The following is a 24,662-nucleotide window of genomic DNA, read 5'->3' as shown; positions in this document are numbered from 1 at the left end:
TCCTCCGGCAAATCCATATTGCGCGTTGTATTGAAACGGTAGAAAGGGAGGGTGCAGCGTCGCTGCACCTACAGGAACCAGCGGTATTCGCGGGCATCGATGTGGTGCATGAAGTCCAGCTGCTCCTGGTATTTGTTTTCGCAATAGACCATCACGAACTCGCTGCCCAGGCCTTCGTTGACCACTGGGTGGTGACGCATGGCGGCCAGGGCGCTGAGGGCATCCTTGGGGAAGTCGATGCCGCTCTGGCGGTTGTCGTTCAGCGGGGCGATGGGCTCCACGCCGCGGTCCAGGCCGTGCTCCATCCCGGTCAAAATGGCCGCCAGTACCAGATACGGGTTGGCGTCGGCACCAGCGAGGCGGTGCTCGATGCGCAGGTTGCGCGGGTCGGACTCGGGGATGCGGATGCACGCGTCACGGTCTTCGAACCCCCAGCTGGCCTTGCTCGCCGCGTTGACCATGGCGCCATAACGTCGGTAGGCATTGTGGTTGGGGGCAAAGATCGGCATGCAGTGCGGCAGCAGTTCCAGGCAGCCTGCCACCGCATGGCGCAGCTTGCGCTGTTCGCTTCCCGCCAGGATGTTATTGCCGGCGGCGTCGTACAGGCTGACGTGTACATGCATGCCGCTGCCTGGCGCGTCCAGGTAGGGTTTGCTCATGAAGCTGGCACGGTAGCCGTGCTTCATCGCGATACCGCGGGTACTGCGGCAGAACAGTGCCGACCAGTCCGCTGCACTTAGGGCATCGTCGCTGTGCGAGAAGTTGATCTCGAACTGGCCTGGGCCCAGCTCTGCGGTGATGACGTTCGCCGGTACGCCCTGCTCGTTGGCGCCGTCGACCATCTCGTGCAGGACCGACGAGAAGCGCGACAGCCGCTCGATGTGCATGTTCGGCTGATCGTCTTCATCCCCGGTTGCCGTGTCGCGCGGATACTGTGGCAGGCCGTTGTCAAGCTTGCGGTCGAACAGGTAGAACTCCAGTTCGAACGCCACCACCGGGCGGATGCCACGTTTGGCCAGACGCTGAAGCACACGCGCCAGCACTTCACGGGGCTCGAACTCGATCGGCTTTGCAGTGCCGTCGGACGTGATCAGCATCTGGGCGATCACTTCCTTTTCCCAGCGCACCGGCTTCAGTGTACCCGGCACCAGGCGCCGGGCGGCATCCGGGTCGCCGTCGGCGAAGCAATAGTCCCCAATCGGGTAAAGGCCACCCTGGGTACCCAGCAGCACGCAGTTCTGCGGCAGCTTCAGTGGCGCACCGGCTGCGACTTTCTCCAGCATCTCCATGGGGTAGCGCTTGCCGTAGAAGTGCCCGGGGATGTCCAGCGCAATCAGGTCGACATAGCGAATTGCCGGGTGTTCTGCTCGGAACGAGCGCACTTCAGCCAGCAGATCCGGAAAGATGACACTCATCTTCTTATCCTTGTGAGGTGAACGAATTCAATTGAAGACCCAGAGCACACGGGTGGTTCTATCCGTCAGGTTGGCGTAACGGAACGGCGCATGGGGTTGCAGCTGGAAGCAGTCGTTGGCCTGCAGGGTCACGGCATCGCCCTGGTCCAGCCACACCGTGAGTTCGCCCTCGAGCACGAAACAGCCCTGCTCGGAACGGTCGCTCAAGTACGCCTCCCCACTGGTGGCGCCCGGCTCGAGATGGCTGTCGAGCATGGCGAAGGCGCCTGTGATGGTCGGCGAAGCCAGCACGTCGGTGATGCCCGACTCCAGGTACAGCGTGCGCCGCTCGTGGGGACGCGTGACCCAACCAATGCTGCGGGGCTTGCTCAGGTTGTAGAAGTACGCGGTTGATACGCCGAGCGCTTCGCTGATAGCGGTGAGGTCTGCCACGGTCGGGCGCGAAACGCCGCGTTCGACCTGGGAGAGGAAGCCCACCGAACGGTTGATGCGCTCGGCCAGTTCACTCAAGGTCAGGTTCTTGAATTTGCGCAGGTCGTGAATAAGGATCGCGAGGGCTTCAACCTCTTCGTGCATCTTCATCGTTTCGGACTGCCGTGAAATTTTTAGACTTATTTTTCATGAAAATTTACATGAAAATTTTCACGCGTCAAGCCAAACGATGGAAATGTGCAGCCGCCAACAGAGGGCTTGCTGCGCCGCGTGCCGGATTGACTGCGGTGGCGCGGGTTTCTTTACAGGCGCTCGGCGAGTAGCCTCGTGGGTGAATTCCTCCAGCCCGACCACGTCCATCGCCATGCCAAACGGTTTCCCTGATTTGCCCTCGCTCAATGCGCTACGTGTGTTCGAAGTGGTTGCCCGCCACCTGAATTTCCGCCTGGCCGCCGAAGAGCTGGGGGTGACCCAGGCGGCAGTGGCACAGCAGATACGCGGGCTGGAAGCGAGCCTGGACCTTCGTTTGTTCGAGCGCCTGCCCCGAGGTCTGGCACTGACCGATGCGGGGCTGGGCTACAGCGGCAGCATTCGCAGTGCCTTGGCGATGATCGACGAAGCAACCCGCCTGCTGCGGCCACAGGCGGCTCACCTGACGGTCAGCGTGACACCGACCTTTGCCTCCAAATGGCTCATTCCCCGGCTGGGCAGCTTTGCGCAAAGCCATCCGGACATCGATTTACGTGTACTGGCCACAGATCGGCTGTCCCACTTCAATACTGACGGCGTGGATATCGCAGTCCGCTATGGCAAACCCGACTTCGGTGCGGGTTTGAACAGCGAACTGTTGATGGACGACCGTATCGTCGCCGTGGCCAGCCCAACGTTGTTCGAAGCCGGCAAAGCCCCCGCCATCTTCGAGCAGCTTCAAGCGTTCACCCTGCTTCACGATGCCCATGATTTCTGGCCTCGGTACCTCGCACAACTGTTCCCGCAGCACGGGCAAGCGACTGCCAAAAACCTGCGCTTCAATCAGACCTCATTGGCCATCGATGCGGCCATCAGTGGTCAGGGTATTGCGTTGGCAAGCCTGGCGTTCGTCAGTGATGACATCGTCGCCGGCAGGTTGACCCAGGTCTTCGCTCAGCAGCTCAGGCTCGATAAGGCGTTCTATCTTGTGTGGCCACGAAAGATGCAGCAGCCGGAGTCGCTAGGCATTGTCCGGCGCTGGTTCAAGCAACAAACAGGCAATAGTTAATCTACTGCATCAGTAAAGTTTAGCTGTCTCCCTCGCCGCCACTTCTGCTGCTAATTTTAGTGCTTAAAGGCAATCATCCATTCGCGTTACGGAGGCAGCATGTCAGTAGAAAAAGTTGCGATCATCACAGCAGGTGGCAGTGGCATGGGCGCGGCAGCGGCACAGCGCCTGGCCGCTGACGGGTTCAAGGTTGGCATCCTTTCCTCCTCGGGCAAGGGCGAAGCACTGGCTGCCGAACTTGGCGGTATAGGTGTAACCGGCAGCAACCAGTCGGTTGAGGACCTGAAACGCCTGGTCGATGCCGTGGTGGAAAAGTGGGGGCGCATCGACGTGCTGGTCAATAGCGCCGGCCATGGTCCGCGCGCGCCAATCCTGGAAATCAGCGACGAAGACTGGCACAAGGGCATGGACACCTATCTGCTCAATGTCATCCGCCCGACGCGCCTGGTGACGCCCTACATGCAGCGCCAGAAAGGGGGCGTGATCATCAACATTTCCACCGCCTGGGCGTTCGAGCCGATTGAGCTGTTCCCGACGTCTGCAGTGTTCCGCTCGGGCCTGGCCGCATTCACCAAAATCTTCGCCGACCAATTCGCCGGGGACAACGTGAGGATCAACAACGTCCTCCCCGGCTGGATCGACAGCCTGCCAGCCACCGAACAGCGCCGCGACAGCGTGCCACTCAAACGCTATGGCACCCGCGAGGAAATCGCCGCCACCATTGCGTTTCTCGCCAGCGAAGGCGCTGCCTACATCACCGGGCAGAACATCAAGGTCGATGGCGGCGTGACACGTAGCGTTTGATTGTCTGTCGGCCTGCAGGCCAGTCGACTGATCAGGCCAAGGCGTTTACGCTGGCGTTTTCCCACCTGCACGGAAGCGCCAATGACAGAGACATACCAAGGAAGCTGCTTGTGCGCAGCAGTCTCTTACCTGTTACTCACCCCACCCAAGGCAGTGAGCCACTGCCACTGCAGCCAGTGCCGCAAAAGTCACGGCGCCGCATTCGCTTCGTACGGCAGCATTCCGCGCAGCATGCTGCGCATACTGCGCGGCGCTGCCAGCATCAAGGCCTTCTCTTCATCACCGACGGTTACGCGCGAGTTCTGCACGGAGTGCGGCTCGACCTTGTTCTGGTCACGCGCCCAGGGTGAGTTTGCCGACTGGATTTCGATAGCGCTGGGAACGCTTGATACGCCGTTCCTGCCCAGGAAGCAGAAACATGTTCACGTCGACGCTGCTGCCCCTTGGTACTCACCCTGCAACCCTGACTGATCACCCAGCGCAGGACCAATAGAGCAATCACGGCTAGGCACCTCAGTGCCTGAACAACGGATGCTAGCGCTCACCGCACCTTCCAGAGATTCCGTTCGTTGACTGACTCACAGCACAACCCAAGCTACATGAAACGGTTCGAAACCGTGCTTGCCTACATCGACAGCCACCTCGAAGGTGACCTGTCGGTGAACGCCTTGAGCCGCATCGCCAACTTCTCGGCGTTTCACTTCCACCGGCAGTTCACGGCTTACATGGGTGTTCCGGTTTCACGGTATGTGCAACTGATGAGGCTTCGACGCGCAGCGCATCAACTGGTCGCCTCGCCCGCGACGCCCATACTGGAGGCCGCATTCGGCGCCGGCTTCGAAAGCCCCGAAGCCTTTGCCAGAGCGTTCAGGCGCGCCTTCGGCATGGCGCCGAGCGCGTTCGCCAAGGCGCCGAACTGGCAGGCCTGGAGTGCGGTATTCAATGTTCCTCACCGATCCAGGAGTATCACCATACAGATCCGTATCGTGCATTTCGCCGAAACCCGCGTGGCCGCGCTCGAACACCAGGGGCCGCCCGGCCTGGTCAGCGAAAGCGTCGCCCGTTTTCGCCAATGGCGCATGCAAAGCGGCCAGTCGCCTGTGGCCGGCAGCCGTACTTTCGGTATCCCCTACGACAACCCCGACACCACCCCGGCCCACGCCTTTCGCTTTGCCGTGTGCGGCGAGATAGAAGAGGCGGTGCAGCCCAACGATTTCGGCGTGCAAGAACGGGTTATACCGGCAGGGCGTTGTGCCGTGATTCGACATACCGGCTCGCCTGACTACATTGGCGAAACCATCTACCCGCTTTATCGTGACTGGCTGCCATCGAGCAACGAAGAACTGCGTGATCATCCGTTGTTCTTTCATTACCTGAGCGCCTACCCGGAAACACCACTGGAGCAATGGCAAACGGACATCTACGTGCCGCTGAAGTAGGCTGGGCCATGGGTAGCGGGCGTAGCCAACTCGGCCGGCCCAGGCGCATGGCAGGGCAACCGGGCCGGGGATCAGATACGTACCCTGGGTGCCTCGCCATGCGTCTGGAGGCGTGTTTGCTTGCGATAAAAGGCGTGAATAGCCCACACCACCCCTACGAACAACAAGGCTGTACCAAGCGCTTCCATAGGAGACGGCCAGCGTTGGTTGATGAGCAGGCCCATCGTAGTTGCATAAATGGTCCCGCTGGCGATCAATTGCCCGCTCAGCGCCAGCGGAAGACGCCGCGTTGCGATTGACCATGCCCAGGCACCTGCAAGGGTGGCCCCTAACCCCTGAATCAGCCCACAGAGGATCAGCGCCTGAGTACCTGCCAAACCGCTCGGATGGCTAGCGAAATGAGACAGTTTCAAGTACAGCCCAACCGGGATGAACGCCAGCATTTCGACGCTGCACATGAAGATCAACATGGCTGACCACAACATGGGAGACATGCTTGGCCGTCGAGCCAACGCACTTTCATTCAACAGGCCAAAACCGGTCCAGAATGCGATTGCCAGCAACGATGCAAGCAACCCAAGCAGTAACGACGCGGTCGGGAGCACTACCGACGCACGGCTAGCATCAAACACGCTCAGATTGACCAGGCTGATGCCCAGGGCCGCCACCAACAGTGGCCCGGCAATGGCACGCCAAGGCACGCTGGCGCTGCGCATGTTGCCGGCAATCGCGAGCACGATCGGTACTGAGCCCATCATCACCGGAGGGATCACCGGCCCGGCTGCCAAAACCGCAGTGGTGATCAGGAAGAAGTAGCCAATGTATCCCAAGAAGCCCAGCAGTGCGGCACAGGCCCAGTCACTCAGTCGCAATTGCCGCACTTCGCTGCGGTAAACGAACAGCACCAGCAGGCTACCTAACCCGGCAAAGGCATAGCTCACCACCGCCAGGTCAAAAAGGCTGTAGTCGCCGACCAACCCCGGAAAGATATAGAGCAGCGACCAGGAAAAGGTGGCGGCAATGGCCGCTAACAAACCCAGGGTCATACGCTCTGCTCCTGCCGCTGGATCCAGCAATGAGCTATTTGCCGGGCAGTGTCGAATACCCGCATGTCCTGGCCCATCGCACCGCTGACAAAACTGCCCTCCAGCAAGATAAACAACCCTTGGGCAACGCCGTCAGGATCGTTTATACCGGCGCTCATGGCCAAGGCAGCAAGGTTTTCGCGTATCCCTTGCTTATGCCGGCTCACCGCCAAATGCACGGGGTGGCTAAACTGGGGGAACTCAGCCGCACTGTTAACGAACAGGCACCCGCGCTCGCTATCTTTCAAAAGAAAGCGTTCATACAAATCGAAAAAGGCGAGCATGCCACTGACCGGATCAGGATGCCCAGCCAGGGTGCGCGCTACCTCTTCACGCCAGCGTCGGTCACGCTCCTCAAGGCACGCCACTATCAGCGCATCCTTGGAGGGAAAATGGCTGTAGAGCGTCATTTTGGTAACGCCCGCCATCGCGGCAATGGCCGTTACCCCGGTGACGTACACACCTTGCGACAGAAACAGCTTCAGCGCGGCATCAATCAAGCGCTCACGGGTGTTGTCCAATTCAAGGCACTCCGGCAAAGGTACGGAGTTGACTATACTGACCGGTAAGATTCAGGTGCATCCAGATACGACCTGAAGCATGGCCGCTACGACATAGACCGCAGCAGTAAAACGTAGGACGTCGGCATTTTTGGTAGCGCTGGGCTGATTCCACCGTCAGGATGGATGCTTCATCAGGCTTAAGGAGAGAGCTGTGTTTCCCATGAACGTGTGGTTCGCCTACACCGCCGCCTGCGTGCTGTTGGTGCTGGCACCGGGCCCTGACAACTTGTTGGCCATTGGCCGCGGTCTCAGCCAGGGTAAAGTCGCAGCGGCCGTATCCGGCATGGCATCAGGCGCAGGCATTCTGTTTCACGTTGCAGCCGCTTCGTTAGGCTTGACCCTACTGATGCAAACCTCAGTGCTCGCATTTTGGGTGATCAAGCTCATTGGTGCCGGCTATCTGCTCTGGCTAGGGATCAAGGTTCTGCGCGCTCGTAGCCTGATAAGCTTTCAGCCGGCGTCCAGGCAATCTCTGTCCAGCATTTTTCTGACCGGTCTGCTGTCGGCTGCGCTCAACCCCAAGCCAGGTTTGTTCGTGCTGGCGTTCATTCCCCAATTCGTCGACCCCGCACGCGGGTCGGTCAGTGTGCAGATGATGGTTTACGGCGTGTGGTTCGCTGCACTCACGGCATTGGGGTTTGCCTTGATGGGCATTTTCGCCACGGGGCTGTCTCGCTACCTGTACCGGCGGCCACGGCTGGTGAATGGGCTGAACGTGGGCGCAGGCCTCACCTTCGTCGCCTCTGGCGTTTCGATTGCGGCGTTGAGCCAGAGATAGCAAGCAGGAGAAAGCGGCGGGGCTGCGTATGAACCCCGCGCTTCATCACGATGCTGAAGCCTCGTCGGCCAGCTTCGCATGGGTGTTCAGTTCCTCAGCGATGAAGGCCGAAATCATCGCCCGATAGACCTGCTCCACCACCTCAGCCGAGGCACCGGTTTCGTCAGCCATCTCACGAACCTTCTTGATCACTTGCTCGACCCGAGCAGGCGCACGCACATCATCGGTGGTTTTCTTGAAGCCGGCTGCTTGCGTCACGAGCCTTCCACGTTTGGCGAGAAGCGAAACGAGGCTGCGGTCGATTTCATCGATCCGTTGACGGACTTCGTCCAGAGAGGTGCAAGGTACATCCATTTGCTTGACTTCCTTTTCATGAGCCTGCGACGGATTGGAGCAGGCTGTGGATGGTGATCGGGTCATGCAGTGTAGCTTCTATGCTAGGTCTGCTTCACGCTCTACCGAGGGGGTGTAACGCCGCAGGAGTGCCCGTCACGATGACCTGAAACCCTTGATACACGCAGGATACCCAGTCCATTTCGAATAACCTGCTCACACCTTCGTGGCGCAGATCGCGAAAATGCAGATCCGCCACGCCAACCATCTGTCGCCCAGGCTTGGGCCGCCTGCTGGCGGGCGAATGTCTGGGACCTTTGGTAGACTAGGACACCCTTTTTCTTGAGGCGGATCTGGACGGTATAGCTAACCGTCGAATCGGCCTTTTTCCTTGCTCTGATCGTTGCCATGATCTCCGGTGGTACGAGCGTGAATGGCGGTGATACATCTCACCACCGTCTAACCCAGCACGCCCATCGAAAATGGTACATAAATGCGTAGACCAGAATGTCCCTAGAAAACGCTTCAACGCCACAGACTACGCGCCCTGAGCCCTCACGCCGCTTCAGCGTTGCGCCGATGATGGACTGGACCGACAGGCACTGCAGGTTCTTCCTGCGCCTGCTCTCCAGGCAAACCCTGCTCTACACCGAAATGGTCACCACCGGTGCCCTGCTGCACAACGACGCCCACCGTTTCCTGCGCCACGATGCCTCTGAGCACCCGCTGGCCCTGCAACTGGGTGGCAGTGTGCCGGCCGACCTGGCCGCGTGTGCGCGCCTGGCTGAAGAAGCGGGCTACGATGAGGTCAACCTCAACGTTGGCTGCCCGAGTGACCGGGTGCAGAACAACATGATCGGCGCGTGCCTGATGGCTCACCCGGCGCTGGTGGCCGACTGCGTGAAGGCCATGCGTGACGCCGTATCGACGCCTGTGACGGTGAAGCACCGCATTGGTATCAACGGCCGTGACAGCTACGCCGAATTGAGCGATTTCGTCGGCCAGGTGCGTGAGGCCGGCTGCCGGAGTTTTACCGTGCATGCCCGCATCGCGATTCTGGAAGGGCTGTCGCCGAAAGAGAACCGCGAGATCCCGCCGCTGCGCTATGACATCGCAGCGCAGTTGAAGAGGGACTTCCCGGACCTGGAGATCGTGCTCAATGGCGGGATCAAGACCCTGGACGAGTGCCAGGCGCACCTTGAAACCTTCGATGGCGTGATGCTGGGGCGCGAGGCGTATCACAACCCTTATCTGCTGGCCGAGGTGGACCAGCAACTGTTTGGCAGCGATGCGCCGGTGGTCAGCCGTAGCGAGGCATTGGCGCAGCTGCGGCCTTACATCGTGGCGCATATGGAAAGTGGCGGTGCGATGCACCACGTTACCCGGCATATTCTGGGGCTGGCCCAAGGATTCAAAGGGGCGCGGCGCTTCCGCCAGTTGCTGTCGGCAGACATTCACAAGGCGGCTGAACCCTTGGCGGTGTTTGACCAGGCCGTGGAGTTGTTGCAGGGGCGGTGACCTCAGAAGGAGGGAACCTCGGGCTTGCTTGCGACTCGAATCTTCACCTTTCGCACAGCCCTGTGCGGACCAGCGGGTCCGCAGGGTTTCGGCGGCCCTTGAGCGGCTGCCGGGGCTCGGGTAATGTCGAGTAAATGCACAGGACAGAGCACGCCCATGACCTCCAAGCTGGAACAACTCAAGCAGTTCACCACCGTGGTCGCCGACACCGGGGACCTGGACGCCATCACCCGCCTGAAGCCGGTCGATGCCACCACCAATCCGTCGCTGCTGTTAAAGGCTGCTGCCATCCCGGGTTACGCCGATCTGCTGAAACAGGTGAAGGCCGACGCCAAGGGTGATGTCGACCTGGCCTGCGACAAGTTTGCGGTGGCCGTGGGCTCGGGCATTCTCAAGGTCATCCCGGGGCGTATCTCCACCGAGGTGGATGCACGCCTGTCGTTCGATGAGCCAGCCCTGCTGAACAAGGCTCGTCAGCTGATCGCCCTGTACGAGGCGGCCGGAGTGCCGAAAGAGCGTGTGCTGATCAAGCTGGCCTCCACCTGGGAAGGCATTCGCGCCGCCGAGAAGCTGGAGAAGGAAGGCATCCAGACCAACCTGACCCTGCTGTTCTCCTTCGCCCAGGCCCAGGCTTGCGCCGATGCCGGGGTGTTTTTGATTTCGCCGTTCGTGGGCCGTATCTACGACTGGTACAAGAAGAGCACCGGCCAGGAATACGTGGGCGCCGAGGACCCGGGCGTGCAGTCGGTCACGCGCATCTACAACTACTACAAGGCCAATGGTTACAACACCGTGGTCATGGGCGCCAGCTTCCGCAATATCGGCCAGATCGAACAACTGGCCGGCTGCGACCGCCTGACCATCAGCCCCGAGCTGCTGCAGCAGCTCAGTGATGACCAAGGTGAGTTGCCGCAGGTGCTGAAACCGGGCAACGCCGGTGAAGCCAAGCAGCACCTGAACGAAAGCCAGTTCCGCTGGGCGATGAACGAAGACGCCATGGGCACCGAGAAACTGGCCGAAGGTATCCGCCAGTTTGCGCGGGACCAGGAAAAGCTGGAGAAGTTGATGGCTGAAAAGGCCTGATACAGTTCGGGTTTGCCCGACGGGCGGGAAGTGTTCAGTATTTTCCGCCCGTTTTGTTTTGCCACGCCTTAGCTGTGTATTGAATTCTCGGGCCTGCTCGCGGACAAGCCCGCTCCTACACCGATCGATGTAAGGGCGGGCTTGCCCACGAACAGGCCGCCATAGCCACCCGAGCTGTCGATGACCTCCCCTAACCCGTTGCCCCTCGTACTCGCTGGCCCGGTACTGCGCCGCCTGGAACCCCAGCGTCTGGCCATCTGGCTGGTCACTACCCAACCGCTGCAGCCCGAATTCGTCTGCCTGGCAAGCACGGCCCAAGTCGATTGCCAGGTGGTGCCGATAGGCCGGCACGCCCACGCTCACCTGCTGGACATCCGATTCGCCAGCCCCCTGCCCTGCAACCAGCTGCTCGACTACGACCTGCTGATCAACGGCCAGGGTATCGCCGACTGGGCCCCACACCTGCTTTACCCCGGCAACCCACGCCCGAGCCTGGTGCTGCGTGAGCGCCTCGACCATTTGCTGCACGGCTCCTGCCGCAAGCCACACCACCCTGCTGCCGACGGCCTGCTGTGCGCCGACCGCCTGCTACAGGCCTCTACAAGACCAGAAGATCGCCCCGCCGTTCTGCTGATGACCGGCGACCAGGTATATGCCGACGACGTCGCCGGCCCGATGCTGCGCGCCATCCATGGCCTGATCGCGCGCCTGGGCCTGTTCGACGAGCAACTGGAGGGTGCGGTGGTAGCCGACAGTCAGGCGCTGTACCAGCACCCGGCCAGCTACTACCACCGCGCCGACCTGCTGCCGGCGCTGGAGCGCAACGATACCCTGCGGGAGCGTTTTTTCGGCGGCAAGCGCAAGCCGATCTTCTCGTCCAGCAACGCCGACAACCACTTGGTGACCTTGGCCGAAGTCATGGCCATGTACCTGTTGGTGTGGTCGCCGGTGCCTTGGCAGCTGGTGGATCTGGGCATCCCCAGCGGGCTCAGCGACGAGCATCAAGCCCGATACCGGCATGAGCTGCCGCTGATTCAGGGGTTTGCCGACAATCTAGGTCAGGTGGCACGGGTGATGGCCCACCTGCCCTGCCTGATGATCTTCGACGACCACGACATCACCGACGACTGGAACCTCTCGGCGCAGTGGGAGGAAACGGCCTACGGCCACCCATTTTCGCGAAGGATCATTGGCAACGCCTTGCTCGGCTACCTGCTCTGCCAGGCCTGGGGCAACAACCCGGACGATTGCAATCCGCTGATCAAACAGTGCCAGGTGCTGACCCGCCAGAACCAGGATGAGCTGATTGGCGAGCTGCTGCGCTTCCAGGGTTGGCAGTTCAGCCTGCCTACAGAACCACCGCTGCTGGTCCTGGACACCCGTACGCGGCGCTGGCGCAGCGAAAGCAACCTGGCCAAGCCGTCCGGCCTGCTGGACTGGGAAGCGCTGAGTGAATTGCAGCAAGCACTGCTCGATCATCCCTCGGCGGTCATCGTGTCACCTGCGCCGATTTTCGGGGTGAAGCTGATTGAAACGGTGCAGAAGGTGTTCAGCTGGCTGGGCTACCCGCTGCTGGTGGATGCCGAGAACTGGATGGCCCACCGCGGTGCAGCACAGGTCATCCTCAATATCTTCCGCCACTCGCGCACACCGGGGCACTACGTGGTGCTGTCGGGGGATGTGCATTACTCGTTCGTGTATGAGGTGCTGATTCGCCACCGCCAGCGCAGCCCGCACTTGTGGCAGGTGACCAGTAGCGGGATCAAGAACGAGTTCCCCCGGCGTTTGCTGGATGTACTCGACCGGCTCAACCGCTGGCTGTACGCGCCGCGTTCACCCCTGAACTGGTTTACCAAGCGGCGGGAGATGGAAGTGGTGCCGCGCACGCCGAACCATAGCAAGGCGGGGGAACGGTTGTGGAATGGTGCCGGGCTGGGACAGGTGTTTTTCGATGAACAGGGGCGGCCGGCGCGGGTGTATCAGCTGGATGCGGGCGGGGGTGAGGCTACAGAGTTTAGAAACCGGGAGTAGTGAGATTCAGAGTTTTTACAGCCTGTGCCGGCCTCTTCGCGGGTAAACCCGCTCCTACACCTGATTGGGGGTGGACACACATTGGTGTTTGGGCGCAGGCCGTCGTAGGAGCGGGTTTACCCGCGAAGAGGCCAGCACAGGCTATAGATCACCCCCGCTCAAGCGCATTGACCAGGTCATGGAAGGCTTCGCGGTTGGAGTCATTCAGGCCCATGAGGATCTTGTGCGCCTCCAGCACTTTGGAACGCACCACATCTTCACTCTGGTCCTGCGACGGCAGGTCGGTCAGGCATTCGGGGCATGGAATTGGCCGATCGACGATGTTGAACACCTGATCGAAGCCCATCGACTGCAGCAACCGTGAAATGTCTGGATTGGTAGTCACCACGGTCGGCAGCAGGCCTACCTTCTGCCGCGACAGGATCGACAGCTTCGCCAGCAGGCCCAGTGTGGTGCTGTCGATACTCTCGGTTTCAGTCAGGTCGATGACAATCGCCGAGAAGTTCAGCGCAGTGAAAATCTTCTCGATCGTCGCATCCAGCGCCGAACACAGGGTCAGGCGCACTTCACCAACGAATTTCAGTACGAAGGTACCGCTCTGCTCGGCGAACTGAATTCTACCGGTACTCATTGAAGGTTCCTGCTCAACACCAATAGGGCGATATCATCCGGCATCTCCCCAAGCGTAGCCAATCCAAATCGTTGACGCAGCCCATCCAGACTGCCACCTGCTGCCTTGACGATCTCCGGCAAGGCGGCTTCTTTATCTTTGAGCGTATCACCCGGCAAAAGGTCCAGAATGCCATCGGACATCAGGCTGAGGCTGAACTGCGGGGGCAGTTCCACCACCAGGTCCTGGTAGCTGGCCTCATCGAACAGCCCCACCGGCAGGCCGCGGCCTTCCAGGTAGCGGGTGTGCTCGGGGGTGTACAGCACCGGCAGCGGCAGATGGCCGCCAACGGCGTAGGTCAGCAGGCCGGTGTCTTCGTCGATCACCCCACCCACCATGGTCACATGCTTGCCCAGCTTGCAGTTGATCAACCCACGGTTGATATGGCTAAGCACCTGCGAAGGTTTGAACTCGCGCATCTTGCCGCCACGCTTGAATTCGAACAACAGCCGCGTGGTCATGAACTTCAGCAGGACGGTGACGAACGCTGATGATGCACCATGCCCGGAAACATCGGCGAGGTAGAAGGCAATACGCCGTTCGTCCACGCGGAAGTAATCGGCAAAGTCACCCGACAGATACAGCGACGGGATGATCTGGTGCTCGAAAGCAAACTCGCCGGCTACCCAGGGGCTTTCGGGCAACATGTTCATCTGCACCTGGCGACCGGCGGTCTGGTCTTCCTGCAGCAGGTGCAGGCTGGCCTCCAGTTCGCGGTTGGCGGCTTCGAGCTTGTCGCGGTAGCGCTGGTTTTCCAGCACAAGGCGCGAGCGGTCGAGGGCGCGGCGCACCGAATGCTCGAGTACGGCCAGGTCTTCCAGCGGCTTGATGAGGTAGTCGGCGGCGCCCAGGCGCAACGCTTCCACCGCATCACTCATGACGCCGGCACCGGACACCACGATCACCGGCAACTGCGGCGCACGCTCGCTGACCTGACGAATCAGTTCGAGGCCGCCCATCTGCGGCATGCGCAGATCGCAGATCACGAGGTCGGGCTGGTGTTCTTCGAAGACCTGAAGCCCCTGCTGGCCATTACCGGCCTGGAGGACGCTGAAACCACTGTCTTCAAGGTAGGCGGCGAGGCTGGCACGGACCACGTCGTCGTCATCGATGATCAGCAGCGTTGCACTGGTTTTCTGCATGTGGGCGAACGGCGCCGATTTAGGTTGGTGCAGCGGTGTCGGCAAGGCAGACGGCCAGCTACGGGGATTCTTAATGGTCACACTCTACTTGAGTTGTAGGACAAGAACACCTGCCCGGCAACTGTTCAGAGGTACCTTGTAAGGCGCAGACGGTACTCCCATCCGGCAGGGGTTTCAAGCATGCTGGGGTCGACCTCGCTGCTCTTTACAGGGCAAATCACCGGGAGTTATAAGAAAGTCGACCAGCGCAACCCGACGGGAAGGATGCAGCATGCCTCACACGCCCTCCAGCCACAGCGAGAAACGCGACTTCATTCGTATGCGCATCGACACCGAGATCAGCCTTTTGCACGAAGGCCAGGTGATTACGGCGGTGTGCCTGGACCTGTCCAGCGGCGGCATGCAGGTGCAGGCGCCGCAGCGCTTTCTGGTGGGTGATCGCATTGAGGTACGGATCGACTCCGACCATCCGGCACTGAAGGGGTTGCATGCCAGTACCGAAGTGGTATGGATCGCCGACCAGCCGGGCGGGCAGCAGAAATTCGGGCTGAGGATTCTGGCCATGCATTGAACAAGGGACCGCGTTGCGGCCCCGGGTTCACAAGTCAGAAGTCGTCTTCGACCTCGCCATCCTTCACCTTGAACTCGCGGTTCTGCAGGTAGGCGTTACGAATGAAGATGTACTTGTCACCCTGAATCAGCTTTTCGGCCGAGAGCAGGCTGGCGCGGGTGTCGATCACGTCCAGCGCAAAGATCGAGTTGCGCGTAGGCACGTGGTCGATATAGCGATAGGGTTTGGTGTAGGTGTCCGGGTACTTGGCCACGCCGTCACGCACAGTGCTTGGGCCCAGCAGCGGGATGACCACATACGGCCCGCTCGGCACCCCCCAGTAGCCCAGGGTCTGGCCAAAGTCCTCGTCGTTGCGCTGCAGGCCCATCTTGGTACCCACATCGAAGAAACCACCCAGGCCGAAGGTGGTGTTGACGATCAACCGCGCCGTATCCACGCCCGCCGCATGCGGCTTGAGTTGCAACACGTTGTTGGCCAGGTTGGTCACGTCACCCAGGTTGCGAAAGATGTTGTGGATGCCATCTTCGAGGAACTGGGGAGTGACCGCCTGGTAGCCCTTGGCCAATGGTTTGAGGGCATAGGTGTCGAGGGTATCGTTGAAGCGGAAGATCGGGCGGTTGACCGCTTCCCAGGGATCTTCCTCGGTGGCGGCCTGGGTGGCAGCCACGGGCGCCAGCAGCATGCTGGCGCAGACACAGGCCTGGGTGACTCGTTCGATCACACTGGCACCGATCCTACGCATAGATGTTTCTCCATCGAATTTCTCGGCCGCAAGCGCAACAGGTCGCGCTGCTATCAAGGCGGCAGTATAGAGACTTGCGGGCTGATAAACAGCCTTACACATTTTTGCTCAATATTTTGTGAACAACTGTTGCACAGCGGGCGGTGTCACAGGACGGTAACAATCAACGCATAGCCTGCGAACTATTTGGGGGAAGTTGCCATGGACACTGCGCCTGCCTTCACTGCTGTACTGTTCGGCTTGCGCGGCTGCCTGGTGCAGGCCGCCAATGGCGCTCCCTCCCCCGCCCCCGGCGCCCTGGCCACGCTTGCCAGCCTGCGTCAGCGCCAAGTGCCGTGCATCTGGCTGGATGACCTCAATACCACGCAAAGCGAGCACCTGGCCCATGTGCTGCCCGACTGGCTCCCAGGGCATGCGGTCAACGGCGCGCCCTGGCCAGCGCCAAACGCTTGCTGGCAGGCACTGATGGCGCTGGACAGCGAGCGCCTGGATGGCTGCGTATTGGTCAGCGGCGACCCGCGCCTGCTGCAGTCTGGCCTTAACGCCGGCTTGTGGACGATAGGCCTGGCCGCCTGCAGCCCGTTATGCGACCGCACGTCTGCACAATGGCAAGCCCTGGGCCCGCAAGAGCAGGATCTGGCACGCAGCAAGGCGACGCTGGCGCTGTTCAGCCTGGGCGTGCACTCGGTGATCGACCATCTGGAAGCGCTGGACACCTGCCTGCAGGACATCGCCCAGCGCCGACGCAAGGGTGAAAAACCCTGATACAGCAGCCTTGACGCGGATCATGCAAATCGGCAGCAGGTAGATTACCCTGAAGACAGGCCAGAACCTTTGCCACGTCGCCGAGGTCCATGGCTTGCCAAGCCATTGATGGAGAATAACCAATGCCTGCCCGCGAATTGCAAGAGCGCCTGAACAGCTTGCGCGAGCAACTGGACCGCAACGTACCGCTTTCGGAAGAAGAGCTGGCTGCCCTGCACGAAGAGGCGCGCCAGATCGAGGCGCAACTGAAACTTGAAGAAGCCACGCCAGACAACAACCTGGTGGACGGCGTGAACCTTGCGATCGAACGCTTCGAGGCCGACCACCCCGACCTCACAGCCACCCTGCGCAGCATTGCCAACTCGCTGCACAGCATGGGGATCTGAAATAACGGGGGCCGCAAAGCGGCCCCCCTGTATTACTGCCGAACCAGGCGCTTGTTATCCGGGCTGATCGCCCCGGTGCTGCGGTACGGGTTGATGTCCAGCCCACCGCGGCGCACATAGCGCGCATAGACCGTCAGGTGCTCCGGCTGCAGCAGATTCTTCAAGTCCAGGTAAATCCGCTCCACACACTGCTCATGGAAGTCGGCATGCTGGCGGAAGCTGATCAGATAGGTCAGCAGGCTGGCGTGGTCCAGCGCCCTGCCCTTGTACTCGACCACCACGCTGCCCCAATCCGGCTGGCCGGTGACCGGGCAGTTGGACTTCAGCAGATGGCTGTGCAGGGTTTCTTCCACCACCCGCTCCGGGTTGCAGCGCAACAGTTCTGGCTGCGGCTGCTCGTAGTTGCTGATGGCCACGTCCAGTGCATCGATGCACTGCCCCGGTAAAGCCACCACACCCTGGGCTTCAACCTCGGCCAACGTGCGAACCTTCACCCCCACCGGCTTGCCGGCAGCGGCGGACAGGTCTTTTTGCAGGCATGCCTGCAACTCGCCCAGCGAGGCGAACACCGTCTGGTTCAGCGAGTTGAGGTACAGCTTGAATGACTTGGACTCGATGATGTTTGGCGAGTCAGCCGGGATGGCGAACTCGCCGATCGCCACCACCGGCTTGCCCGAAGGCAGCAGCCAGCTCAGCTCGAAGCAGTTCCAGTAATCCACACCCTGCCAGGGCAACGTCTGTGCAGTGACGCCCAGCTCGGCCCACTTGGCAGTGCGCGGGATCGGGAACAGCTGTTCCGGGGAGTAGGTGGCGATGTATTCGCTGGACTTGCCCAGCGGGGAATGTTCGGCAGCGGGATGCATGGAAACTGACCTAGAGGTTCGGATTTACCTCTAGTCTAACGGTTTTGCACCCCGCCTTGCAGGGCCAGTCACTCAATGGTCAATGCCCCGACCATACCCGCCTGGTAATGCCCCGGCACGTTGCAGGCAAACTCGATGGGTGCCGACTGACGGAAGGTCCAGGTCAGCTCGGCGCGCTGGCCGGGCATGACCAGCACGGTATTGCCAGCCCCGTGACCATGGCCGTCACCGTGGTTCATCATCTTGCCGTGATCCATGCCTTCGTGGTTCATGGCCTGGGTGAACATCTTGCCTTGCATGGCGACCATTTCCTTCTGGTGTTCGGCATGCATGGCCTTGTCGCCCAGGTTGAATTCGTGCGGCAGTTTGCCCTCGTTGACCAGCACGAAGCGCACCGTCTCGCCGGCTTTTACCTGCAGGCTTTTGGGCTCGAAGGCGATGTCCTTGAGCACCACGTTGACCGTACGGGTGGCCTTGGCCGCCGGGGCAGGCTCGCCAAAGGCGAAGGTCTGCGCCTGGCCAGCAACAGCCGGCAGGCTACCCAGGGCAAGGGTGGCGGCAATGAGCAGGTGTTTCATGATGACTCCGGGTTACACAATCGGGATGAAGCCACGTTAGCCGGGGGCGACTGGCAGCTACCTGACAGGCACATTACAACTTTGTCAGCTTGGGCGAGCGGGCACATCGTCACGTATCATTTCAGCCATCACATTGCTCCTGTGCTAGCAGGGTAAAACAACGCCCATTGGCTACGCTAACTTTCAGATTATGGACAGTGCATGAAACTGCTGATCGTCGAAGACCAGGCCCGCACCGGCCAGTACCTGAGCCAAGGCCTGAGCGAGGCCGGCTTTGCCACCGAGTTGGCTACCGATGGCGAGACCGGCCAGTTCCTCGCCCTGACTGGCGACCACGACCTGCTGATCCTCGACGTGATGCTGCCCGGCCGCGACGGCTGGCAGATCCTTCAGGCCGTGCGCCAGGCTGGCCTGGATACCCCAGTGCTGTTCCTGACCGCCCGCGACGCCGTCGAGGATCGTGTGCATGGTCTGGAACTGGGCGCCGACGATTATCTGGTCAAGCCGTTCGCCTTTTCCGAACTGCTGGCCCGGGTACGCAGCCTGCTGCGCCGAGGCACCAGCCCGAGCCAGGACACCACCCTGTGCCTGGCCGACCTGCGTCTGGACCTGATCCGCCGCCGTGCCGAGCGTGCCGGGCTGCGCATCGACCTGACCGCCAAGGAGTTTTCACTCCTTGAACTGCTGCTGCGCCGCCAGGGCGAGGTGCTGCCAAAATCGCTGATCGCCTCGCAGGTATGGGACATGAACTTCGACAGCGACACCAACGTGATCGAAGTGGCCATCCGCCGCCTGCGCCTGAAGATCGACGACCCGCACCCCAACAAGCTGATCCACACCGTACGCGGCATGGGTTACGTACTTGAAGAGCGCACCGAGTGATGCGCCGGATTTCCCTCGGCAGCCGCCTGGCCCTGCTGTTCGCCGCCTGCACCGCCACCGTCTCGCTGGGCGCCGGCCTGTTATTCAGCCGGGCCAGCGAGCAGCACTTCATCGAGCTCGACCAACAACTGCTGGACTCGCGCCTGTCATTGTTCCGTACGCAACTGGCTGGCGTCAGCACGGCTGATGAACTCCAGGCCCGCCTGCCTGCCCTGCACGATGAACTGAGTCACCAGGCAGACCTGGCCCTGCGTATCAGCGCCAGCAATGGCGTTACCTGGTTCGAAAGCCGCAGCGGGCTGCCGCTTGCAGCGCAGGCCACCGGGCTGGCCACCCTGCATGCGCCAGGCATCGACTACCGCAGCCTGTCCGTACCCCTGATGCAGAGCGCCATGCAGTCGCCGCGACTGACCCTGTACCTCGACATCACCCACCACCAGCACTTCCTCCAAGGCATGCAACGGCTGATATGGCTGACGGTCGGCCTGTCGGCGCTAACCACCGCACTACTGGGTGCCTGGGCCGCCCGCAGCGGCCTGCGACCATTGCGGCAGATGGGCCAGGTGGCCGCCAGCGTGTCAGCGCGCTCCCTCACCACCCGTCTGCCGGTGGCGCAGATGCCCGAAGAACTGGCCGAACTGGCCAGCAGCATGAACGCGATGCTGCAGCGCCTGGACGATGCCTTCCAGCGCCTGTCAGCGTTTTCGGCCGATATCGCCCACGAGTTACGTACGCCGCTGTCCAACCTGCTGACCCACACCCAGGTCACCCTCACCCGCCCACGCAGCCTCGAAGAATACCGCGAGGCGCTGCATGGCAACCTGGAAGAACTGCAATGGATGGCGCAGATGATCAACGACATGCTGTTTCTGGCCAAGGCCGACCACGGCCTGCTGGTACCGGGCCACGCGCCTTTGGCGCTGCATGACGAGGTGGATGCGCTGCTGGAGTACTATGCGCCGCTGGCCGAAGACAGCGACGTGCAAATGCTGCGCGAGGGTGAAGCCGTGCTGCTCGGTGACCAGCATATGCTGCGCCGGGCGCTGTCCAACCTGCTGGACAACGCCATGCGCTTCACGCCGGCAGGAGGACAGATAAAGGTAACCTTGGGGCCGGGACCGACGATCAACGTGGCCAATACCGGGCTGGCTATCGACCCGGCGGCGCTACCGCGGCTGTTTGACCGGTTCTACCGGGTGGACCCGGCTCGGCGGGAAGGCAGCAGCGAGCATGCAGGGCTGGGCTTGGCGATTACCCGGTCGATCGTGCAGGCCCATGGCGGGTGCATACGGGCGGAGTGCGAGGGTGGGTGGACCCGATTCGTGATCGACTTCACTCAAGATCGGTAACCCTGGGGCGCTTTACGCCCCCAGGATCTCAGGCAAGCATCAAACCGCCAGGCCAATCGCCGGCTGCACCTGCGACGCCCGGTAGGCCGGGTAAATGGTCGCCAGGAAACTCATCACCAGGCCGGCGGTGCAGATGATCGCCACATCCCCCCACTGTAACTGCGACGGCAAGCTGCTGACGAAATACACATCCGACGTGAAGATGTGCTGCCCGCTCACCCGCTCCAGCCAACCGACAATCTGACTGACATTGAACGCCGCAATCACGCCCAGTACGCCACCAATCAGCGTGCCGACAATGCCGATCAGGCTGCCCTGGACCATGAACGTACCCATGATCTGCGCCGGCGTGGCACCCAAGGTACGCAGGATGGCAATGTCCGGCCCCTTGTCGTTCACCACCATCACCAGGGTGGCGATGATATTGAACGCCGCCACCGCGATGATCATCATCAGCAGCAGACCGATCATGGTCTTTTCCATCTTCATGGCGCTGAACAGGCTGCCCTGGGTATGCGACCAGTCATCGGCGCGGTAGGCGTCACCAAGCCCGGCAGCAATCGCTTTGGACACCTGCGGAGCGGCATACAGGTCGTGCAGCTTCAGCCGCACACCTTGCACCTGGCCTGGCGCCCAGCGTTGCATCTCGGCGGCATCCGCAACATGGATATAGGCCTGCGACCCATCCAGCTCGGCGCCGACCTTGAAGATGCCAACCACGGTGAGGCGCTGCATGCGCGGGGTGATGCCACCCGGTTCCTTGCTGATTTCCGGCACGATCAAGGTCAGCTTGTCGCCGGTATTCAGACGGAAACGGCGTGCGGTCAGCTCGCCGATGACCACGCCGAACTCACCTGGTTGCAAGCCCTGCAGGCGGCCTTGGACGATGTGCTGGCCAACGATGGAAACCTTGCCCTCCTCGGCCGGGTCGATACCCCCGACCTGGATCGGCTGCATGGCGCCCTTGTACGACAGCATGCCTTCCATCTCGGTAATCGGCGCCACTGCCATCACCGCCGGGTTCTTCATGGCTGCATCGGCCACCTTGTGCCAATCGTCCAGCGGCTGCACGCCAAGGATGGCGGCATGCGGCACCAGCCCGAGAATGCGCGAGCTCATTTCGCGCTGGAAGCCGTTCATCACCGACAGCACCACGATCATCGCCAGCACGCCCAGCGACAGGCCGATCATCGAAGTCATCGAGATGAACGAAATGAAGTGGTTGCGACGCTTGGCTCGGGTGTAGCGCGCGCCGATAAAGATGGGCAAGGGTCTGAACATGTACGAAATCACCCAATGAAAACAGGAAAACGGGGCAGCACCTGCCACCCCGGCAGTCGATCAGATGGCCACCAGGTGGCCATCGTCGAGCTTCAACACACGGTCCATCTGCCGCGCCAGGTTGAGGTCGTGGGTGACCACCAGGAATGCCGTGCGCGAGGCACCGGACAGCTCCTGCATCAGCTCCTGGATGCCCTGGGCGGTATGGTGGTCGAGGTTGCCGGTCGGCTCGTCGAGCATCACCAGGCCGGGGCGATTGACCAGCGCCCGGGCAATCGCCACGCGCTGGCGCTCGCCGCCGGACAGCTCGGCCGGCTTGTGGTTCAAGCGGTGGCCCAGGCCTACCCGCTTGAGCAGCGCCTCGGCACGCTCCCGGGCCTCGGGGATGGGCGTTCGGCCGATCAGCAGCGGCATGCACACGTTCTCGATGGCGGTGAATTCCGGCAGCAGGTGGTGAAACTGGTAGACAAAGCCCAACTCACGGTTGCGCAGCAGGCCACGGGCCCGCTCGCCCAGTGCCGACAGCTCTTCGCCAGCCAGCCATACGCTGCCTTGGGTCGGCCGGTCGAGGCCGCCCAGCAGGTTGAGCAAGGTACTCTTGCCAGAGCCGGAACTGCCGACGATGGCCACCCGCTCACCGGCCTGCAGCTCCAGGTTGAGCCCGGACAGTACCTGCACCGACTCCGGGCCCTCGTCGTAGGACTTGCCCAGGTTGCGGCAACTCAGAACGGCTTTATCACTCATGCGCGACTCACTCATAACGTAGCGCCTCTGCAGGCTGGGTGCGGGCCGCACGCCAGGCCGGGTACAGGGTGGCGAAGAAACTCAGGACCAGTGCCGCACCGCAGACCATGTACACGTCCTGGGCCAGGATCTGCGACGGCAGGTAATCGATGAAGTACACGTCGGCGTTGAGGAACTTGTGCCCGATCAGTTTCTCGATGCCAGCGATCGCCGCGCTCACGTTCAGCGCCGTGAAGATCCCGACCACGGCGCCGATCAGGGTACCGATCACCCCGATCACCGTGCCCTGAACCATGAAGATGAGCATGATCTGCCCGGGCGTGGCGCCCAGGGTACGCAGGATGGCGATGTCGCCGCGCTTGTCGTTCACCACCATCACCAGGGTGGAAATGATGTTGAACGCTGCCACCGCCACGATCAGCAGCAACAGCAGGCCGATCATGGCCTTTTCCATACGGATCGCCTGGTACAGGTTGCCGTGGGTACGGGTCCAGTCACGGCTATAGAATTCCTGGTCGCCCAGTTGCTGGGCGATGCTCCAGGCTACGCGCGGCGCCTGGAACAGGTCGTCGAACTTCAGGCGCAGGCCCTGGACCTGGTCGGGCTTCCAGCGGTGCAGGCGGGACAGGTCGCTGATATTGGTCAGGCCCAGATAGCCATCGATCTCGCCCGCGCCAACGTGGAAGGTGCCGACCACGGTGAAGCGCTTCATGCGCGGGAACATGCCGGCAGGAGTCACGCTGACCTCGGGGGCGACGAAGGTGAGCTTGTCGCCGATGGCAACGCCCAGCTTGGCCGCCGCCTTGTCACCGATCATGATGCCCCACTCGCCCGGTGCCAACTGGTCAAGGCGGCCTTGCTGGACGAAGTTGTCGATGATCGACACCTCGCGCTCGCGAGCGGGGTCGATGCCATTGAGCAGCACCTTCTGCACCTTGCCATCATGGGTCAGCAGGCCCTGCATCTGGGTGAACGGCGCAACCGCTACCACCTGCGGATTCTGCTTTACTTGTTGGGCAAGGGCCTGCCAGTCGGCAATGGGCTGGCCGCTCTCCAGCGTGGCATGGGGAATCATGCCCAACACGCGGGTGCGCATCTCGTGGTCGAAACCGTTCATCACCGACAGCACCACGATCATCACCACCACGCCCAGGGCGAGGCCGATCATCGAGGTCAAGGAAATGAACGAGACGAAGTGATTGCGACGTTTGGCACGGGTATAACGCGTGCCGATGAATGCGAAAAGAGGTCTGAACATGTCGGGGCTTGTTCGGATGAAAGGGAACGTCCTTGTGGCGAGGCGCCTACGGCGGCTTTACACTCGGACCACCGCCGCTACCTTGGGTTCGCCATGACGACATTAGACGAAGAAGATCGCCGCGAATACTACCGCATCGAAGATCGGATCGCACTTCAAATAAGCCCCCTTAGCGCGGCCGAAGCCCTCGAGCCAGATGTGTTGCAAGATGATTCGCCGTTATTCAACCTGCTCAGCGAGCTGCACCTGTCCGACTTCGAGTCGCAACACCTGTTGCGCCAGCTGAGCGACAAGGACCGCACCCTCGCCGCCTTCCTGCGAGCACAGAGCAAGCGCCTCGACTTGCTCAGCGCGGTGGTTGCGCAAACCCTGCTTGGCGAAGTCGGCGAGCCACTACCGGTGGTCATTTCCGAAGGCGGCATCGAATCCGCCCAAGCCACACCGATTGCCCCCGGTACCCGGGTGAAAGTGAAAATGGTGCTGATGCCGCGCGCCCATGGCCTGCTGCTGCGCGGCAGAGTCAGCCATTGCGACCCTCGCCCGGAGGGCGGCTTCGAGGTCGGCACCGAGTTCATCGACATGACCGACGCCCAACGACAACTGCTGGCCCGTTACATCCTGCAGCGCCAGCAACAACAACGGCGCCAGCAGCTGGAACTGAACGACCCCGCCTCCTGAGCCAATTTTTCCCT

The 24,662-nt window shown here is 61.5% G+C and carries 27 protein-coding genes and 2 pseudogenes; 14 read left to right on the top strand and 15 right to left on the bottom strand.

The window, feature by feature from the left end:
• Positions 1 to 68: 68 nt before the first annotated feature.
• Together ACYCCG_RS18350 and ACYCCG_RS18345 are read right to left on the bottom strand one after the other, a co-directional pair.
• A complete protein-coding gene (locus ACYCCG_RS18350) occupies positions 69 to 1,415 on the bottom strand; it encodes a glutamine synthetase family protein (RefSeq protein ID WP_459671412.1) in 1,347 nt (448 codons plus the stop codon).
• Between the two features lie 27 nt (positions 1,416 to 1,442).
• A complete protein-coding gene (locus tag ACYCCG_RS18345; protein WP_459671409.1) occupies positions 1,443 to 1,997 on the bottom strand; it encodes a helix-turn-helix domain-containing protein in 555 nt (184 codons plus the stop codon).
• Between the two features lie 214 nt (positions 1,998 to 2,211).
• On the opposite strand from ACYCCG_RS18345, the gene ACYCCG_RS18340 reads away from it, so the two are divergent.
• The 4 genes from ACYCCG_RS18340 (at position 2,212) to ACYCCG_RS18325 (ending at position 5,348) form a co-directional block, all read left to right on the top strand.
• Positions 2,212 to 3,105, top strand: a complete 894-nt coding sequence (locus ACYCCG_RS18340) for a LysR substrate-binding domain-containing protein (RefSeq protein WP_459671454.1) — start codon at positions 2,212 to 2,214, stop codon at positions 3,103 to 3,105.
• A 99-nt stretch (positions 3,106 to 3,204) separates the two neighbouring features.
• Complete coding sequence (locus ACYCCG_RS18335; RefSeq protein ID WP_252459333.1) at positions 3,205 to 3,909, top strand: SDR family oxidoreductase; 705 nt, start codon at positions 3,205 to 3,207, stop codon at positions 3,907 to 3,909.
• Positions 3,910 to 3,990: 81 nt separating this feature from the next.
• Positions 3,991 to 4,380, top strand: a complete 390-nt coding sequence (locus tag ACYCCG_RS18330; RefSeq protein WP_176684880.1) for a GFA family protein — start codon at positions 3,991 to 3,993, stop codon at positions 4,378 to 4,380.
• A gap of 128 nt (positions 4,381 to 4,508) precedes the next feature.
• Positions 4,509 to 5,348, top strand: coding sequence for an AraC family transcriptional regulator (locus tag ACYCCG_RS18325; protein WP_339534404.1), 840 nt, complete (start codon positions 4,509 to 4,511; stop codon positions 5,346 to 5,348).
• Positions 5,349 to 5,419: 71 nt separating this feature from the next.
• On the opposite strand, the gene ACYCCG_RS18320 is transcribed toward ACYCCG_RS18325, so the two are convergent.
• On the bottom strand, positions 5,420 to 6,394 hold the full coding sequence (locus tag ACYCCG_RS18320) for a DMT family transporter (protein ID WP_339444448.1): 975 nt from the start codon (positions 6,392 to 6,394) through the stop codon (positions 5,420 to 5,422).
• A complete protein-coding gene (locus ACYCCG_RS18315; protein WP_209964728.1) occupies positions 6,391 to 6,954 on the bottom strand; it encodes a TetR/AcrR family transcriptional regulator in 564 nt (187 codons plus the stop codon). The genes ACYCCG_RS18320 and ACYCCG_RS18315 overlap by 4 nt, the downstream gene beginning before the upstream one ends.
• A 202-nt stretch (positions 6,955 to 7,156) precedes the next feature.
• Between ACYCCG_RS18315 and ACYCCG_RS18310 the strand changes: the two genes are divergently transcribed.
• Positions 7,157 to 7,774, top strand: coding sequence for a LysE family translocator (locus tag ACYCCG_RS18310; protein ID WP_209964726.1), 618 nt, complete (start codon positions 7,157 to 7,159; stop codon positions 7,772 to 7,774).
• 45 nt (positions 7,775 to 7,819) lie between these two features.
• On the opposite strand, the gene ACYCCG_RS18305 is transcribed toward ACYCCG_RS18310, so the two are convergent.
• The 3 genes and pseudogenes from ACYCCG_RS18305 to ACYCCG_RS18295 all read right to left on the bottom strand — a co-directional run.
• Positions 7,820 to 8,128, bottom strand: coding sequence for a chorismate mutase (locus tag ACYCCG_RS18305; RefSeq protein WP_012053142.1), 309 nt, complete (start codon positions 8,126 to 8,128; stop codon positions 7,820 to 7,822).
• A gap of 125 nt (positions 8,129 to 8,253) precedes the next feature.
• A pseudogene (locus ACYCCG_RS18300) lies at positions 8,254 to 8,366 on the bottom strand (site-specific integrase); the annotation flags it as partial.
• 13 nt (positions 8,367 to 8,379) lie between these two features.
• Positions 8,380 to 8,517 (bottom strand): annotated as a pseudogene (locus ACYCCG_RS18295) (site-specific integrase); the annotation flags it as partial.
• A 97-nt stretch (positions 8,518 to 8,614) separates the two neighbouring features.
• Between ACYCCG_RS18295 and dusA the strand changes: the two are divergent.
• From dusA to ACYCCG_RS18280, 3 genes are all read left to right on the top strand, one after another.
• The gene (gene dusA / locus ACYCCG_RS18290) at positions 8,615 to 9,625 is read left to right on the top strand and encodes a tRNA dihydrouridine(20/20a) synthase DusA (protein WP_339534402.1); all 1,011 of its coding nucleotides are present in this window, start codon (positions 8,615 to 8,617) and stop codon (positions 9,623 to 9,625) included.
• Between the two features lie 156 nt (positions 9,626 to 9,781).
• Positions 9,782 to 10,708 (top strand): transaldolase, encoded by a 927-nt coding sequence (gene tal / locus ACYCCG_RS18285; RefSeq protein ID WP_021785403.1) that lies wholly within the window; start codon positions 9,782 to 9,784, stop codon positions 10,706 to 10,708.
• 180 nt (positions 10,709 to 10,888) lie between these two features.
• The gene (locus tag ACYCCG_RS18280) at positions 10,889 to 12,739 is read left to right on the top strand and encodes an alkaline phosphatase D family protein (RefSeq protein ID WP_459671405.1); all 1,851 of its coding nucleotides are present in this window, start codon (positions 10,889 to 10,891) and stop codon (positions 12,737 to 12,739) included.
• Positions 12,740 to 12,887: 148 nt separating this feature from the next.
• On the opposite strand, the gene rssC is transcribed toward ACYCCG_RS18280, so the two are convergent.
• Entirely contained in the window at positions 12,888 to 13,370 is a 483-nt protein-coding gene (rssC, locus tag ACYCCG_RS18275) for an anti-sigma factor antagonist RssC (protein ID WP_176684869.1), read from the bottom strand.
• A complete protein-coding gene (rssB, locus tag ACYCCG_RS18270) occupies positions 13,367 to 14,551 on the bottom strand; it encodes a two-component system response regulator RssB (RefSeq protein ID WP_176684868.1) in 1,185 nt (394 codons plus the stop codon). Before rssB ends, rssC begins: the two co-directional genes overlap by 4 nt.
• Before the next feature lie 271 nt (positions 14,552 to 14,822).
• On the opposite strand from rssB, the gene ACYCCG_RS18265 reads away from it, so the two are divergent.
• Complete coding sequence (locus ACYCCG_RS18265) at positions 14,823 to 15,122, top strand: PilZ domain-containing protein (RefSeq protein ID WP_176684867.1); 300 nt, start codon at positions 14,823 to 14,825, stop codon at positions 15,120 to 15,122.
• Positions 15,123 to 15,156: 34 nt separating this feature from the next.
• Here ACYCCG_RS18265 and ACYCCG_RS18260 read toward each other — a convergent pair whose 3' ends face one another.
• Positions 15,157 to 15,864, bottom strand: coding sequence for an MlaA family lipoprotein (locus tag ACYCCG_RS18260; RefSeq protein ID WP_176684866.1), 708 nt, complete (start codon positions 15,862 to 15,864; stop codon positions 15,157 to 15,159).
• A 201-nt stretch (positions 15,865 to 16,065) separates the two neighbouring features.
• On the opposite strand from ACYCCG_RS18260, the gene ACYCCG_RS18255 reads away from it, so the two are divergent.
• Positions 16,066 to 16,629: a phosphonoacetaldehyde phosphonohydrolase-related protein gene (locus tag ACYCCG_RS18255; RefSeq protein WP_459671402.1), complete on the top strand. Its 564-nt coding sequence runs from the start codon at positions 16,066 to 16,068 to the stop codon at positions 16,627 to 16,629.
• Positions 16,630 to 16,751: 122 nt separating this feature from the next.
• Complete coding sequence (locus ACYCCG_RS18250) at positions 16,752 to 17,015, top strand: DUF4404 family protein (protein WP_003248815.1); 264 nt, start codon at positions 16,752 to 16,754, stop codon at positions 17,013 to 17,015.
• 32 nt (positions 17,016 to 17,047) lie between these two features.
• On the opposite strand, the gene queF is transcribed toward ACYCCG_RS18250, so the two are convergent.
• Positions 17,048 to 17,878: an NADPH-dependent 7-cyano-7-deazaguanine reductase QueF gene (gene queF / locus ACYCCG_RS18245; RefSeq protein WP_021785410.1), complete on the bottom strand. Its 831-nt coding sequence runs from the start codon at positions 17,876 to 17,878 to the stop codon at positions 17,048 to 17,050.
• Between the two features lie 68 nt (positions 17,879 to 17,946).
• The gene (locus tag ACYCCG_RS18240) at positions 17,947 to 18,456 is read right to left on the bottom strand and encodes a cupredoxin domain-containing protein (protein ID WP_176684863.1); all 510 of its coding nucleotides are present in this window, start codon (positions 18,454 to 18,456) and stop codon (positions 17,947 to 17,949) included.
• 201 nt (positions 18,457 to 18,657) lie between these two features.
• On the opposite strand from ACYCCG_RS18240, the gene cinR reads away from it, so the two are divergent.
• Entirely contained in the window at positions 18,658 to 19,338 is a 681-nt protein-coding gene (gene cinR / locus ACYCCG_RS18235) for a two-component system response regulator CinR (RefSeq protein WP_176684862.1), read from the top strand.
• On the top strand, positions 19,335 to 20,687 hold the full coding sequence (gene cinS / locus ACYCCG_RS18230) for a two-component system sensor histidine kinase CinS (RefSeq protein WP_176684861.1): 1,353 nt from the start codon (positions 19,335 to 19,337) through the stop codon (positions 20,685 to 20,687). Before cinR ends, cinS begins: the two co-directional genes overlap by 4 nt.
• A 39-nt stretch (positions 20,688 to 20,726) precedes the next feature.
• Here cinS and ACYCCG_RS18225 read toward each other — a convergent pair whose 3' ends face one another.
• Genes ACYCCG_RS18225 through ACYCCG_RS18215 form a run of 3 tightly spaced genes read right to left on the bottom strand, consistent with a single transcriptional unit; the run spans position 20,727 to position 23,970 of the window.
• Positions 20,727 to 21,968 carry a lipoprotein-releasing ABC transporter permease subunit gene (locus ACYCCG_RS18225; RefSeq protein WP_026031816.1) on the bottom strand — a complete coding sequence of 414 codons (1,242 nt, stop codon included), beginning with the start codon at positions 21,966 to 21,968 and terminating at the stop codon, positions 20,727 to 20,729.
• 60 nt (positions 21,969 to 22,028) lie between these two features.
• Positions 22,029 to 22,712: a lipoprotein-releasing ABC transporter ATP-binding protein LolD gene (gene lolD, locus ACYCCG_RS18220; protein WP_172402812.1), complete on the bottom strand. Its 684-nt coding sequence runs from the start codon at positions 22,710 to 22,712 to the stop codon at positions 22,029 to 22,031.
• A 7-nt stretch (positions 22,713 to 22,719) separates the two neighbouring features.
• Complete coding sequence (locus ACYCCG_RS18215) at positions 22,720 to 23,970, bottom strand: lipoprotein-releasing ABC transporter permease subunit (protein WP_459671398.1); 1,251 nt, start codon at positions 23,968 to 23,970, stop codon at positions 22,720 to 22,722.
• A 93-nt stretch (positions 23,971 to 24,063) separates the two neighbouring features.
• Between ACYCCG_RS18215 and ACYCCG_RS18210 the strand changes: the two genes are divergently transcribed.
• Positions 24,064 to 24,648 carry a PilZ domain-containing protein gene (locus tag ACYCCG_RS18210; RefSeq protein ID WP_209964644.1) on the top strand — a complete coding sequence of 195 codons (585 nt, stop codon included), beginning with the start codon at positions 24,064 to 24,066 and terminating at the stop codon, positions 24,646 to 24,648.
• Positions 24,649 to 24,662 lie beyond the last annotated feature (14 nt).

It is taken from the genome of Pseudomonas sp. VEM90, from assembly GCF_054611535.1.
This window is presented reverse-complemented; position numbering and strand designations above follow the sequence as displayed.